At 64.7% G+C, this 13,563-nt stretch carries 11 protein-coding genes and 1 pseudogene; 3 read left to right on the plus strand and 9 right to left on the minus strand.

The window, feature by feature from the left end:
* Positions 1-52: 52 nt before the first annotated feature.
* The 4 genes from selB to fdxH form a co-directional block, all read right to left on the minus strand.
* Positions 53-1,768, minus strand: coding sequence for a selenocysteine-specific translation elongation factor (selB, locus tag AAHG03_RS26695; RefSeq protein ID WP_342154847.1), 1,716 nt, complete (start codon positions 1,766-1,768; stop codon positions 53-55).
* A 28-nt stretch (positions 1,769-1,796) separates the two neighbouring features.
* On the minus strand, positions 1,797-2,774 hold the full coding sequence (gene fdhE, locus AAHG03_RS26700) for a formate dehydrogenase accessory protein FdhE (RefSeq protein ID WP_342154849.1): 978 nt from the start codon (positions 2,772-2,774) through the stop codon (positions 1,797-1,799).
* A 24-nt stretch (positions 2,775-2,798) separates the two neighbouring features.
* Positions 2,799-3,524 (minus strand): formate dehydrogenase subunit gamma, encoded by a 726-nt coding sequence (locus AAHG03_RS26705; RefSeq protein WP_342154851.1) that lies wholly within the window; start codon positions 3,522-3,524, stop codon positions 2,799-2,801.
* A gap of 67 nt (positions 3,525-3,591) precedes the next feature.
* Positions 3,592-4,527, minus strand: a complete 936-nt coding sequence (fdxH, locus tag AAHG03_RS26710; protein WP_342154853.1) for a formate dehydrogenase subunit beta — start codon at positions 4,525-4,527, stop codon at positions 3,592-3,594.
* Between the two features lie 163 nt (positions 4,528-4,690).
* Here fdxH and AAHG03_RS26715 point away from each other — a divergent pair, with 163 nt between their 5' ends.
* Positions 4,691-5,632, plus strand: coding sequence for an IS1595 family transposase (locus tag AAHG03_RS26715; protein ID WP_342154855.1), 942 nt, complete (start codon positions 4,691-4,693; stop codon positions 5,630-5,632).
* 102 nt (positions 5,633-5,734) lie between these two features.
* Here AAHG03_RS26715 and AAHG03_RS26720 read toward each other — a convergent pair whose 3' ends face one another.
* On the minus strand, positions 5,735-6,556 hold the full coding sequence (locus AAHG03_RS26720; protein WP_342154857.1) for a DUF3800 domain-containing protein: 822 nt from the start codon (positions 6,554-6,556) through the stop codon (positions 5,735-5,737).
* 384 nt (positions 6,557-6,940) lie between these two features.
* Between AAHG03_RS26720 and AAHG03_RS26725 the strand changes: the two genes are divergently transcribed.
* The gene (locus AAHG03_RS26725; protein WP_342154859.1) at positions 6,941-7,126 is read left to right on the plus strand and encodes a hypothetical protein; all 186 of its coding nucleotides are present in this window, start codon (positions 6,941-6,943) and stop codon (positions 7,124-7,126) included.
* 4 nt (positions 7,127-7,130) lie between these two features.
* On the opposite strand, the gene AAHG03_RS27160 is transcribed toward AAHG03_RS26725, so the two are convergent.
* From AAHG03_RS27160 to AAHG03_RS26745, 4 genes and pseudogenes are all read right to left on the minus strand, one after another.
* Positions 7,131-7,445, minus strand: a complete 315-nt coding sequence (locus AAHG03_RS27160; protein WP_412759804.1) for a response regulator — start codon at positions 7,443-7,445, stop codon at positions 7,131-7,133.
* A 483-nt stretch (positions 7,446-7,928) separates the two neighbouring features.
* Positions 7,929-10,940 (minus strand): annotated as a pseudogene (fdnG, locus tag AAHG03_RS26735) (formate dehydrogenase-N subunit alpha); the annotation flags it as partial.
* Between the two features lie 120 nt (positions 10,941-11,060).
* Positions 11,061-11,399, minus strand: a complete 339-nt coding sequence (locus tag AAHG03_RS26740) for a hypothetical protein (protein ID WP_342154863.1) — start codon at positions 11,397-11,399, stop codon at positions 11,061-11,063.
* Positions 11,400-11,493: 94 nt separating this feature from the next.
* The gene (locus AAHG03_RS26745; RefSeq protein ID WP_342154867.1) at positions 11,494-12,519 is read right to left on the minus strand and encodes a substrate-binding domain-containing protein; all 1,026 of its coding nucleotides are present in this window, start codon (positions 12,517-12,519) and stop codon (positions 11,494-11,496) included.
* Between the two features lie 185 nt (positions 12,520-12,704).
* Between AAHG03_RS26745 and AAHG03_RS26750 the strand changes: the two genes are divergently transcribed.
* Complete coding sequence (locus tag AAHG03_RS26750) at positions 12,705-13,352, plus strand: recombinase family protein (protein ID WP_342154865.1); 648 nt, start codon at positions 12,705-12,707, stop codon at positions 13,350-13,352.
* Positions 13,353-13,563: the final 211 nt, after the last annotated feature.

Raw genomic sequence — 13,563 nt, forward strand, 5'->3', positions numbered from 1 at the left:
GAACCGGCTCGATCGCTGCCCACTCCGCGTCCGTCAGATCAAACCGTGCCATTCACGATCCTCCATGGCTGGAGGACCAACGATCAGCGTGGGCAACCGTGCCAATCGTTATGAGTTCGCGGCCTAGCGTGCCGGAGGCGAGCAGGTATTTGAGCGCGGCCTGGCGACGGATGTCGCGGCCGACCGCCTCGATCTCGTCGGGCGGGGTGAGGCCGCCCTTGCGGAACACGGCCTCCAATGCGCGGACATGCTCAGTCTCGTTGCGGGCCGGGTCGAAATCGCCGCGGCGGAACAGCGGGCCGGTTTGCGCCGCGTCGCGGGTGGCGACGAGGTCGCGGAGCGCCGCCGCGGTAACCGCCTCGTCGGCCTTCGCGGCGCGCGCGAGCCGGTCGAGAGGAAGACCGTGTTCGATTGGGTGATCGCGGTGATGGCGCGCGAGGGCGTAGAGCAGGGCCTTGCGTAGGCTCGCGAAGGCCGGGCCGCCGAGGAAGCGCTCACCGACTTCGCGGGCGCCGATCTCGGTGAGGCCGCGACGGACCCGCTCCGGCGCGATGCCGACCAGCCGGGCGAGATCGGCAAGCCGCGCGCCCACAGGGCCCTCTCGGGCGAGGCGCGCGGTCAGAATCTCCTTCGGCTTACCGTCAGTCAGGGTCGCGAGTTCGGCGAGCACGCTCGGATCGTTGCGGCGGCGACGGCGCGAGAGCGGATCGAGCACGCGCCCGCCGCCGAGGGTGGCCGGCGGCGAGTCGCTGCGCAGGATGAACGGCTCGCGCGCCGGCACGACGAGGTCGGCCTCCGCCTGGAGCTGCGCCGGGGCGGTCTCGCCGGGCTCCAAGACGTCGCGGTCGAGCAGGCGCAGGCGCACGCCAATTTCGGCCGTGCCGTAAAGCAGGCGGGCGGTGGTGCCGCTCGGCAGCGGCGCGGCGCCCGCGACCGTGGACAGGCTCACGTCGATCCAGCGCGAGGCCTCCAGCATGTCGGGGGTGGCGAGCGCCTGCCCCCGGTGCAGGTCGGCGAGTTCGACGCCGCGCAGCGCCACCGCAGTGCGGCGGCCGAGTTCGGAGGTCTGGACCGGGCGGCCGTGGATCTGCAGGCCGCGCACCGTGGCGATGGCGCCGCCCGGCGTCACGGCGACCCGGTCGCCGACCGCGAGCCGGCCCCGGCGCAACGTCCCGGTGACGACCGTGCCGAAGCCCGGCCGGGCGAACACCCGGTCGATCGGCAGATAGGGGAAGCCGTCGTCGGTGGCCGTAGGCGCGACGCGCAGCAGCGCGGCGAGTGCGTCGGACAACTCCGTCAGCCCGGTGCCGGCCACGACGGAGGTCGGCACCACGGCGACTTCGGTGAGCCCGGTCCGCGCCACCACCGCCCGCAGCTCCGCGGCGCGGGCGGCGATCTCGTCCGGCCCGGCGAGATCGCATTTCGTCAGCGCGACGACGCCCCGGCGCACGCCGATCAGGCGGGCTATCTCCAGATGCTCGACCGTCTGCGGCTTGATGCCCTCGCGGACATCGACGGCGAGGAGCACCGCCCGCATGCCGGTGGCACCCGAGACCATGGCGCGCACGAAGCGCTCGTGGCCGGGCAGGTCGATCAGATCGATCTCGCCGCCGCCGACTGGGCGCAGCAGGGCGAAGCCCGGCACGATCGAGACGCCGCGGGCCTTCTCCTCCTTCAGCCGGTCGGTCTCGGTGCCGGTCAGCGCCCGCACCAGTGCGGTCTTGCCGTGATCGACATGGCCGATCACGCCGATGAGGAGGGACGGCACGGCCTTCGGTTCGGGCGGCACGCGCGCGTCAGCCCACGAAGAGCAGGTTCAGCCCGGCCTTGCGAAACCCTTCTTCCGCGATCTTCAGGTCGAGCCCATAGGAGGCGACGTCGTCGGCGATCGGGTCGAGGGCCGCGTCGCGGTGCTGATGCAGGTGCTTGAGGTAGCTGTTGCACGCCGTGCAGGTCTCGACCTGAACGTCCTTCGACACCTCGTCGAGGCCGTAATAGCTGACGCTTTCGCCCGAGCCGCAGGCGGTGCAACGGATGCGGACGTGGTTCCACAACGTCGCGCATTGCGAACAGGACAGGTAGCGGGCCTTGTCGGCGGGCGTCCAGCTCACGATCAGGCTCACGGTCGGCGCCCCACCGCAGGCCGGGCAGACGCCGTCGGCGACGGGCTTCAAGGCCTTGACGTCGAGCGCCGCGGCGCAGGCCGCAAGGTAGACCTGAAGGCCTGCGGCGACGAAGACGCACTCGGCCATCCGCTCCACGGGAATCGCGCCCTCGAAGATCTGGCCCACGAGATCGAGCCGGTCTTCCGGGGTCGCGGCGCGCAAGCTGTCGCGGGCAGCCGATGTCGCCGCCGGGGCGCCGTCGAGATCGACCGCTGCGAGCACCGCGTCGAGGCAGGCGATGCAGGCGGGATCGTCGGTGACGACATTGCGCGGAAGCGCCGGCATCCCATGCTCCAGCCGCAGCGCCATGTCGCCCGGCAAGGTCGGCCTGAACGAATGCTCGGCCTGCACCTTGGCTTGCGCCCCCGCTATCCAGGCCAGGAAGTCGAGATAGGCGCCGAGCGGATGCTCAGGCGCGAGCGCCGCGAATCGCTTCGCCCGGTCGGCGAACAGGCGCGACGGGTCGGGCAGGCGCACGAACGGGACCGAGCCGGAAATGCCGATCCGGTCGGGATCGGGCTGGATCTCCCGCGGCTTGCGCGGCGGGGCCTCAGACGCAGATTCGCCCGCACCGGAGGGCGCGGGCGTACGCTTGAAGAAACGAGCCAAGAAACCTGCTCCAGATTGGCGTCGTCAGTGCCCACGCTTGTCGATCGAGCCGGTCTTAACCGGGCGCTCGCCGACAATCTGGCGAAACCACTTGCGGTGATGGCGATAGGCCCAACCGCCGGTGACCGTGCCGCGCATCATCGCCCGGCCGGTGCCGCGCACCCAGATGCCGGCATAGATATGCACGACGATGATCGCGATGGCGATGACGGCGGCGAGCGAGTGGGCGAGCAGCGCCCAGCGCTTCGTCTCGATGGTGGTGAGTGGGTAGAAGTACTGGTCCCAGATCACGAGGCCGGTGACGAACATGATCGAGATCAGCGCGGTCTGGCCCCAGAACACGCCCTTCTGGCCGGCATTGTACTTGCCGAGTTCGGGCAGCCGATCCTCGCGGTTGGTCACCACGTCGCCGATGCGCTTCGACCACTCGACGTCGTCGCGGTTGGGCAGGTTCAGGCGCCAGAAGCGCAGGAACAGCAGCGCGAAGCTCACCATCAGCGCCACGCCGAACCACGGATGGATCGCCCGCGTCGCCTGTCCGCCACCGAACAGGCCGGTGAGCGAGAACAGGTAGGGTGTGAACATCGCCAAACCGGAGAGCGTCAGCAGCGTGAACAGGATCGCGGTGATCCAGTGGTTCACGCGTTGCAGCCCGGTGTAGCGCGGGACATACAACACTTTCTGCGGTTCGGGCTTCACTTCCCGAAGCGGACGGGACTCGCCGTCGCGAATATCCTGATGGATGGTCATGGGGCCATCTTCGACTGACGCTTCGGACTTGGGACGCGCTCAAGGGTGTGAGCGCGTCCCGGCTCGTTCACGCGGAGGGGCGGTCGTCGCGCGATCCCCGATGCTCGCGGCCTTCCTTCAGGTCGATAGCCTCCTCCTCCTCCTCCGGCACCACCTCGTTCGGACCGGCGGTGACGTAGTGGAAGAAGCCCGCGACTGCCGCGAAGCCCATGGTGGCGAGACCGAACATCTTGGCACCGCCCTTCCAGAACGCGACGAGCGGCGAGATCTTCGGGTCGTCCGGCAGGCCGTTGTAAAGGTGTGGCTTGTCGTTGTGGTGCAGCACGTACATCACGTGCGTGCCGCCCACGCCCTTGGGATCGTACAGGCCGGCTTGATCGAATCCGCGGGACTTCAAGTCCTCGACCCGATCGTGCGCCTGCTCGATCATCGCGTCCTTGGTACCGAACATGATCGCGCCGGTCGGGCAGGCCTTGGCGCAGGCCGGCGCCTGACCAACCGCGACGCGGTCGGAACAGAGAGTGCACTTGTAGGCCTTGTTGTCGGCCTTCGAGATGCGCGGGATGTTGAACGGGCAGCCCTTCACGCAGTAGCCGCAGCCGATGCAGTGATCCTCGATGAAGTCGACGATGCCGTTGGAATACTGCACGATCGCGCCCGGCGACGGGCAGGCCTTGAGGCACCCCGGATCGGTGCAGTGCATGCAGCCGTCCTTGCGGATCAGCCATTCGAGGTTGTTGGTCTCGGGGTTCTCGTACTCGGCGAACCGCATCAGGGTCCACGACTTCGCGGTGAGGTCGTGGGGGTTGTCGTAGACGCCGACATTGATGCCGACGTCGTCGCGCAGGTCGTTCCATTCCTCGCACGCCGATTGGCAGGCCTTGCAGCCGATGCACTTGGAGACGTCGATGAGCTTGGCGACCTCTTCGTGGTGCCGGATCGCCGGCGCCGTCTCGGTCGAGGCGGAGCGCTGGCGGATGTCGAGGGAGCTATAATCGGCCATCGGTCATGCTCCCCCTACGCAGTCCGTTCACGGTCGGCCGGCGGCGTCGTGCGCTCGATGTTGACGAGCCACGCCTTAAATTCCGGCGTCTCAGTATGGCGATTATATCTTTTACGCACCATGGTACCTGATGTAGGATTTCGGACATCGGAGCCCTACGCCCATGTCCGTCCTATCCAAGTCCCACTATCACTGCGAGGAAGCCGCCTTCGCGTTCGTCGAAGAGATGCTTTGGCCGCAGGGTCCGGTCTGCCCGCACTGCGGCTCCATGGGTAAGCACTACGATCTGCGGAAGACCCGCCTCGGTCTCCGCAAGTGCGCTGAGAAGGCTTGCCGTAAGCAGTTCACGGTTAAGGTTGGCACCGTTTTCGAGAGCGCCCACATTCCGCTCCACAAGGTGCTCCAGGCTGTCTACCTGCTCTGCGCCTCCAAGAAGGGCGTGAGCAGCCATCAAATCCACCGGGCGCTTGGCATCACCTACAAGTCCGCGTGGTTCCTGACGCATCGCATCCGCGAGGCCATGCGCGACGGCGCTCTGGCCCCCATGGGTGGCATCGACGGCAACCCCATGGCTTCTGGCATCGTAGAGGCTGACGAGACCTTCATCGGCCGCGAGCCCGGCATGGAGAAGAAGCGCGCCTACCATCATAAGATGAAGGTCGTGTCCCTGGTGGATCGCGACTCCGGTCAGGTTCGCTCCGTCGTCGTGGACGATCTCCGTCCCGAGACGATCCGGCCCATCATCGAAGAGAACATCGTCAAGGAAGCCACGCTCCACACCGACGAGTCGAGCATCTACACGAAGGTCGGCGCCACCTTCGCCGATCACCAGATGACGGTTCACTCGGCCAAGGAGTACGTCCGCGGCATCGTCCACACGAACACCGTCGAGGGATACTTTTCCGTCTTCAAGCGCGGCATGAAGGGCGTCTATCAGCACTGCGGTAAGCAGCACCTTCATCGCTACCTCGCCGAGTTCGACTTCCGGTATAACAACCGGGTGAAGCTCGGCTGTGATGATGTGGAGCGGGTTGAGCGGGCGCTGCGCGGTGTGGTTGGCAAGCGGCTTACATACCGTTGGCTTGACAAAGCGCCGCTAGCGTGAGCGCTTGAAAAATCAGGCCCATTCCGCTATGATCTACCCAATCCACAGCCTCGGCGGGTGGAGGGACAAGCTTGCTTGGGCGGCCCCCGTTTCGGGGGCCGTTTAGCTTCTACGAGACCGCTGGGGGCGCCAAAGCTTCCCAAAGCCGTCTGGCCCTCGACTGCCTTCTCTGTAGAATTTTTCACCTTCTAAGATTGCACAAAGCGCGCGGACAAATTCGCTTTGAATTGGGTGGCGATTGGTATTCTGAAATCTTATTAGCTGCAAGGCCGGAGCCGCAATAAGATCCGCCAATTGCAGGCCACATGCGCAGTCTTCTTTATGAAGAATATTAAGATTTATAGACTGGAAGACTGATCTGAGCTTATGCGCGGAGATATGCTGAAATCCACCGTCGGTTAGCGATTGCTTGTAGCTATCTTTCAGCCTCTGGTCTCTGCTGGGGTTTTTAGTTTCAACGTTTACTTCGGCAATCCCCTCTCTGTTGTGCAGGAAATAATATGCGCGCTCCAGAACGGCGGTGACTAGGACTTGATAGAAATCGCCGCTCCAAGTTGGGTAGCGCCAATACCATTCAACCTTGTCGACGCAGGCTGTTATAAGCGTATACTCAGCCTTGCTGGACATCGATAGCGCGGCTGAGTTCCACGCAACCCTTTTTGCTTCGTCTTTTAAGACTGAGAAGGGACCATGATCGGGCGGGCAGTTGAGCAGCCGTCGGTGGACGTTATGGGGGCTTCCGTTAGGTTTTGTTCCAAAGTGCTTTTCTATCAAGCGTAAAAAACTTGGATTGAATGTTTCGTCTATATACATTGTGGGAAGAATGACTGCGCTAATTGAGCCATATCGCTGATTAGGATCGTTCGTCGCGCCGGGGTCAACATTGCCGCTATCATCAATATAGATGCGATAAGAGGTCGGCATCGAAAGTTGCGCTCTCCACACGAACTCACAAACTTAGCGCCTTATCAACGCGAAGAACAAGGCGGCGCGACGGCTCCGCCCCTACCTCCGTCGCTCAGCCATCCGCCGGACAAGCGGCAGCGTGGCGCGGAAGGCTTTTTGGCCTACATTCCCCGCAACGGAGGCCGACATGCGAGAGCTGTACGTAAGTTCGAACGGGGATTGCTGGCACTTGAAGGCCGATGAGGCGACCGGCCACGTTGTCGTGTGCCACACAGCCAACATGGCGTCGGGCGGGAGTGTCACGGATATCCCGCTCGCGACGTTCCTCGGCGCTGGACGGGATGGCCCCGAACATCAGGCCCTATGGGGCCTACTCCGCTCTGTTGCCGAAGGGGATGCCCAGTGACCGACACAGCGACGAAGCCGAAGGCCAAGCCCGCCAAGCTCGGCGCCGAGAAGCTGACGCCCGAGGAGCAGCGTCGCCGGTTCGAGGAACTGGCGCGGGAAGCAGGGTGCGACGAGACCTCAGAGGCGCGTTTGATCGAGGTCATAAAAGTTGTCGGGAAAAATATGACCTCTGTTAAGTAGCCTATCAATCGAAAACTGACTTGTATTTAAGCGCTTGCAATACAAGCTCAAGCAGCTCTTTTGCATTGGTGGTCGTACCAAAGGCGCCTCTAGCTTTGAGGTCAGTTTTTTGTTCGGGACTGCTGGATGAGCAGTATATTATATATGGCTTGTATATGTTGCTATCATAAAGTCTCTTGAGAAGGTCAATGCCGGCCCTTTCCCCATCAGGCCGGCGCATATCAGAAATGATAATATCAACAAACTTAGCATGCCGGAATATCTGGAGTGCCTCTTCTGTGCTCTGCGCTGCCAGTACGCGAAAGCCAGAGCCTTCAATGCTATTTTTTCATATACATTATTTTCTGGCTGGTCATCTACCCAAAGAATATGCTTGCCTTTGGCCGATCTGATAACGTCTTCTGTAATGAGATTGTTTGCGGCCTCTAAGGCTTGAGAAACCGAAGAAGTGATCTCTTTAATTGAAAGCGGAGGCCCGTGACCTCCCGCAGACCTTGTTTCAATTTGTGCGACAGTGGCCGTCGCTACAGCTGCCAGCGCTTCGCCGCGCCGCTTGCCAGATGCCTCAACGCCAAGAACTTTGAAGCTGCCCTCGCCGAGATTAGTAAGAAAGTCACGGATTGGCTGTCCAAACCGAAACGCAAAGAACACGGCCACAGTTGGCCATGCTAGGGCGCCGATAAGCTGTGCCATTGCTTCGGCGATCTTTGCAAACGCTTCCATCGTTGGGAGTCCAGGCCGCCCTCAGAGACCGCCCGCAAATACCACGAATGGACCTTGGTTCGCAAAGGATATAATCGCCCTCAGTATTGCAGTCGCCGACCACGGGGGTGAGCGAGTTCGGATGCCATCCTTTCTTGGTCTCGCCGATGAAGCCCCAGTGCTGGGGCATCCCGACGACGTGGACCGGCTTGCCGTCGCAGATCAGCGGCTTGATCCGCTTGGTGACGACAGCCTTGGCCTTGACCGAGCCGCGCTTCGACCAGACGCGCACCCAGTCGCCCTTGGCGATCCCCTTCTCTTTTGCCAGCACCTCGCCGATCTCGACGAAAGCCTCCGGCTGGAGGATCGCGTTGATCTTCGAGTGCTTGGTCCAGCCGTGGAAGTGCTCGGTGAGCCGGTAGCTCGTCGCCGCGTAGGGGAACTCCTCCGAGGTGCCGAGGTCGGCCAGATCCCCCTTGAAGATGCGGGCGGCGGGTGCGCCCTTGATCTTAGGGAAGACCACGTTGGCGACCGGCGACTCGAACGGCTCGTAGTGTGTCGGGAACGGCCCGTCGCGCATGAGCCCGCGGGTCCATAGCCGGGCGACGCCCTCCTGGTTCAGGATGAACGGGCCCATGCCCTTGTCGGGCGAAACGGTGGCGCCGTAGTCCGGCACGTCGAAGCCGACCCACTGCTTCCCGTTCCACTCGATGAGCTTCTTCTTCTCCGACCACGGCTTTCCTTCCGGGTCGCACGAGGCGCGGTTGTAGAGCACGCGCCGGTTGGCCGGCCACGCGAAGGCCCAGTTCGGCGCGATGCCGCGGTTGCCGGGATCGGTGTTGTCCCGGCGGGCCATGATGTTGCCCTTCTCGGTGTAGCAGCCGGAGTAGATCCAGCAGCCGCACGCGGTCGAGCCGTCATCCTTGAGCTGCGCGAACCCATCGACCTGCTTGCCTGCGGGGATCGTGTTGCCCGCGGCATCCTGGATCGGGGCCAGCGTGTAGCCGTTCAGCTCGCGCGCCAGCTCGATCGCGGTCGGCGATTCCTCGATGGCGTAGTCCCACTTGAGATTGACGATCGGGTCGGGGAACGCACCCCCCTCCTTCTCGTACATCGCCTTCATGCGCAGATGGATCTCCGCCATGATCTCGATGTCCGAGCGGCACTCGCCCGGCGGCTCCTGCGCCTGCCAATGCCATTGCAGCCAGCGCGAGGAGTTCGAGAGCGAACCCTCCTCCTCGGCGAACAGCGTCGTCGGCAGCTCGAAGACTTCCGTCTGAATCTTCGACGGATCGACGTCGTTGTACTCGCCGTGGTTCTCCCAGAAGCGGGCCGTCTCGGTCTGGAGCGGATCCATGACCACGACGAACTTCATCTTAGAGAAGGCTTCCGTCATCTTGCCCCGGTTGGGGAACGACAGCAGCGGGTTGAAGCCCTGGATGACGTAGCCGGTCATCTTGTCTTGCTTGGCGAGCTCGAAGCCGCGCACGACGTCGTAGGTCGGCACGTCGAGCTTGGGCAGGTAGTCGTAGGCCCAGTCGTTCTCCTTGGTGGCGTGGTCGCCCCACATCGACTTCTGGAACGAGACGAAAAACTTGTTGTAGTTCTGCCAGTAGCTCATCTGGCCGGGCCGCAGCGGCTTGAACTGCCGCTTCGCGATATAGCTCGCGTAGTCCGGCTCCTTCTCGATGGGGATGTTGAGATAGCCGGGGATGAGGTTGCTCATCAGCCCGATATCGGTCAGCCCCTGGATGTTGGAGTGGCCGCGCAGCGCGTTCATGCCGCCGCCGAGCATGCCGATATTGCCGAGCAGCGTCTGCACGATGCACATCGAGCGGATGTTCTGCGAGCCCTTGGAGTGCTGCGTCCAGCCGAGCGCGTAGAGCGAGGTCATCGTCTTCTCAGGGGAAGACGTCTCCGCGATCATCCGGCAGACCTTGAGGAAGGTCTCCTTGGGTGAACCGCAGACCCGCTCGACCATCTCCGGCGTGTAGACTGCGAGATGCTTCTTGAGGAGCTGCATCACCGAGCGCGGGTGCTGCATCGTCTCATCGACGACCGCGTAGCCGTCGGGCCCGATATCGTAGTCCCAGGTCGACTTGTCGTAGTCGCGCTTGTCCTCCGAACACCCTGAGAACAGGCCCTCGTTAAAGTCGTAGCCTTCCTTCACCAGGAAGCTGGCGTTTGTGTAGGCCGACAGGTAGCGGTGCTGGAGCTTGTCGTTGTCGATCAGGTACTTGGCGACGCCGGACAGGAACGCGATGTCGGTCCCCTGCCGGATCGGGCAGTAGAGATCCGCCACAGAAGCGGTGCGGGTGAAGCGCGGGTCGATGACGATGAGCTTGGCGTTGTTATGCGCCTTGGCCTCGACCACCCATTTGAAGCCGCAGGGGTGAGCCTCGGCGGCGTTGCCGCCCATCACGGTGATGAGGTCCGCGTGCTTGATGTCCATCCAGAGGTTGGTCATCGCACCGCGGCCGAAGGAGGGCGCCAAACTGGCGACCGAAGGACCGTGTCAAACCCTGGCCTGATTGTCGAAGACCAGGGCCCCCATGCTTCGGACCGTCTTGTAGGTGAGCCACGCGGTCTCGTTGGTGGTGGCCGAGGCGCCGAGGAAGCCCGTCGTGATCCAGCGGTTGACCGTCAGGTCGCCGTTCTTGGCGACGAAGTTCTTGTCACGGTCTTCCTTGAGAAGCTTCGTGATCCGGTCGAGCGCGAAATCCCAGGAGACGCGCTTGAACGAATCCGAGCCGGGCGCCCGGTACATCGGGTACTTGGTGCGGGTCTCGGAGCGGACGAAGTCGAGCAGCGACGAGCCCTTGGGGCAGAGCGTGCCGCGGTTGACCGGGTGATCCGGGTCGCCCTCGACATGCATCACCGCCGACTTGGCGTTCTTCGAATGGTCGCCGAGGCTGTAGAGGATGACGCCGCAAGCCACCGAGCAATAGGGGCAGGTGTTGCGGGTCTCGCGCATCTGCGCGAGCTTGAACGGGCGCACCGCCGCGGCGGCGGCCGGCTGCAGGTCCCCGAACCCGAGAGCGCCGAGCGTGCTCCCCGCCAAGCCGACGCCGATACCTTTCAGCAATCCGCGCCGCGATACCTGCACGTTCATCGCGCCCGTCCTCGTTGGAGCTATTCTTGATAAAAGATGCTCGCAGAGACACGCTCCGGAGGCAAGTGCCAATGCGACCCGCCGCATCGGCATATTTAGCCGCACTCAATCGCGCGCGAGCTATTTCGAGGGGCTGGCGGGGTTGTAGCCCGAAGGCGCCGGCGTGCGGTGCTCCAGGGGCTGCTGCGGGTCGGTGCCGTTGCCGCCACTCGCTCCCGCATCCGGCACGTTGCGATTGCGGTTCATCTCCGTTGAGTTGCCGCCGGGATCGGGCGCGTCCTTGGCCGCGGACTGCTCACGCGGCACCGGCGCCTGGCTCCAGCCGTCGTTGGCGCTGCGGCTCTTGTCGCCCATGACGTCCTGGCCCTTGATCTCACCGGGTTGGGCCAGGGCGATGCTCGACGCGCCGACGAGGACGAGGGCGGCGAAGGCTGCGGCGGGGCTGGAAAGCGAGGGCATCGGGATCGTCCGGCTCTGGAAGGGGTGGCCGGGTAACGTCAGGTGCGAGGGCCGGTTCCGGCATCGCACTGCCGGAGCGGGTGGCCGAAACGTCTCAAGCCGCCACTGCGGCGCGGTAGCCCGAACTGCGCCCGGCCCACTCGCGGATGGCGGCGATCAGACGCTCGAGGACCGGGGCATCGAGCGAGCGGCTGGCGGCGAGGTAGTAGGTTTCCCAGCCCAGCGTCACGAAATCGAGACCGAGCCGTTCGGCTGCCGCCCGCACGCCCAGACCCGCATCGGCCGCGCCGCAGGCGATTACCGCCGCTACTGCCTGATGGGTGAATTCCTCGACCGCGTAGCCCTGGATCGCGCCGGGCTCCAACCCGGCCTGCGCCAGCATCCGGTCGAACCAGTCGCGCGTGCCCGAGCCCTTCTGGCGGTTGACGTAGCGCACGCCCTCCTCCGCCAGATCGGTCACGCTGCGGATGCCTCGCGGATTGCCGGGGGCGAGCATCAGCCCCTGTTCCCGCTCGAACAGCGGATGCAGGGCGAGCCCCGCCCCCGCCCCGATTGCCGCGAACGGCGGACCGGCCTCCGCGGGTGCCTGCGCGCCGCAATGGAAACCCGCCGCGTCGGCGCTGCCGTCGAGCAGGCGCTCGACCGCGGCGCTGCTGCCCATCACCGACAGGTCGATGCCGTCGCCCTCGCTCAGCACCTCGACCACCAGCGGGTCGTGGCTTGCTGCCAGCGTCAACGCTCCGGCCCGCCCGGTCAGCAGCCGACGCAAGCGTTGCTCGACGGCGCGGGTCTCGCGCACGAAGCCGGCCTCCAGACTGAGCGTGGCCGCCGAGAACGCCTCGGCGAGCGCGGCGCCGAATTCGGTGAGTGCGGTGCCGTGGCCGCGGGTCTTGCGCACCAGCGGCCGGCCGAGCGCCGCCTCGTAGGCCTGAAGCCGCGCCCAGGCCGCCCGGTAGGAGAGGCCCAGCGCATCCGCAAAACCCTGCACCGAACCGGTCTGGCCAATCGCTTCGAACATCAAGGTCAGATCGGAGATGGCGAGCGCTTCGCCGTCGATCCGCACCATACCGCCGAGGCCGAGCGCGACGGCGATGTCCGCATTATCTGATGTTTGATTCATATTGATGGCGCCGAAATGGTCGTTCACATCATGATGTCCTGCGTCCGACATTGTCTCGCCGCGAGGGGCATCGCCGCAACGATGCGCTTCGTCCGAAACCGTCTGAGGGACGCGCCATTGACCGGCCGCGGATGTCCTCAGACCCGTTCGTTTCCTACCTCTCTCCCGCTCGGTCTGCCCAGTGCTTGTCCGATCTGGAGTCGCAGCGGGTCGCGGTCGCGCGCCATCTCGGCCGGCACGGTCGCGTCGTTGCGGAGTTCGTCGGCAACGAGGGCCGGCCCGACCTGAGTGCGGCGCTGGACGTGTGCCGTCGGCACGGCGCGACGCTGCTGATGACCGAACTCGGGGAATGGGGCGACGGCCCGGCCTTTCTGCGCGATCTCGGCAGGGACTTACGCCGGCTGAATCTGCGCTTTTGCGCTCTCGACCGGCCGGAGGCGAGCGAGCTGACGCTCGGCATCATGGCCGCGGTCGTCGAGGCGGAGGCGCGGCTCGGCGTAGTCCGCACCCCTGACACGATGGCACGCCGCCGCGAGTTCTACGCCCGTTTCACGATCGAGCGCCGAAAGCGTGCCGTGCCGGGGAGCGGCGAACCGCTTACGGTCGGCGGGGTCCGCCCGCTGTCGGAGAGCCGGGGCCCTGGCACCGCGCGCAGCCGCGAGCGGGCGGAGGACGTAGCGCCGATCCTCACCGAGATCCGCGCCGCGGGCGCCGAGACCCTGGAACAGGTCGCCCACGCCCTCAATGCGCTGGGCATCCCGGCCGCGCGGGGAAGCCGCTGGTATCCGATGCAGGTGACCCGCATTGAGAAGCGGCTGGCTGCTCTCGTATAGGTCAGCGTCAGCCCAAATTGCAGAGATAGGTCAACTTCAGAGCCATAGCTGACTTCATAAATTTCTGAGGCGAAGGTCGGCTTTGGGTCGAGGCCGTGTGAGAACGCCGATCCGTCAGGCTTGGGTCGTTTGCGTGGAGCAGCGTGGCAGATCGAACTGGCGAGCCTCAGGCCCGGATGGCCGCCAGCAGCGGACCGACCCCGAAGATCTG

Source organism: Methylorubrum subtropicum (assembly GCF_038442325.1).
In the GTDB taxonomy this organism is placed as follows: domain Bacteria; phylum Pseudomonadota; class Alphaproteobacteria; order Rhizobiales; family Beijerinckiaceae; genus Methylobacterium; species Methylobacterium subtropicum.

Coding starts and splice junctions, on each gene's coding strand:
- AAHG03_RS26720 (WP_342154857.1), bottom strand. CDS start 6,556: ATGCCGACCTCTTATCGCATCTATATTGATGATAGCGGCAATGTTGAC.
- AAHG03_RS26740 (WP_342154863.1), bottom strand. CDS start 11,399: ATGCCCTCGCTTTCCAGCCCCGCCGCAGCCTTCGCCGCCCTCGTCCTC.
- fdxH (WP_342154853.1), bottom strand. CDS start 4,527: ATGGCCGATTATAGCTCCCTCGACATCCGCCAGCGCTCCGCCTCGACC.
- AAHG03_RS26705 (WP_342154851.1), bottom strand. CDS start 3,524: ATGACCATCCATCAGGATATTCGCGACGGCGAGTCCCGTCCGCTTCGG.
- AAHG03_RS26745 (WP_342154867.1), bottom strand. CDS start 12,519: ATGAATCAAACATCAGATAATGCGGACATCGCCGTCGCGCTCGGCCTC.
- AAHG03_RS26715 (WP_342154855.1), top strand. CDS start 4,691: ATGTCCGTCCTATCCAAGTCCCACTATCACTGCGAGGAAGCCGCCTTC.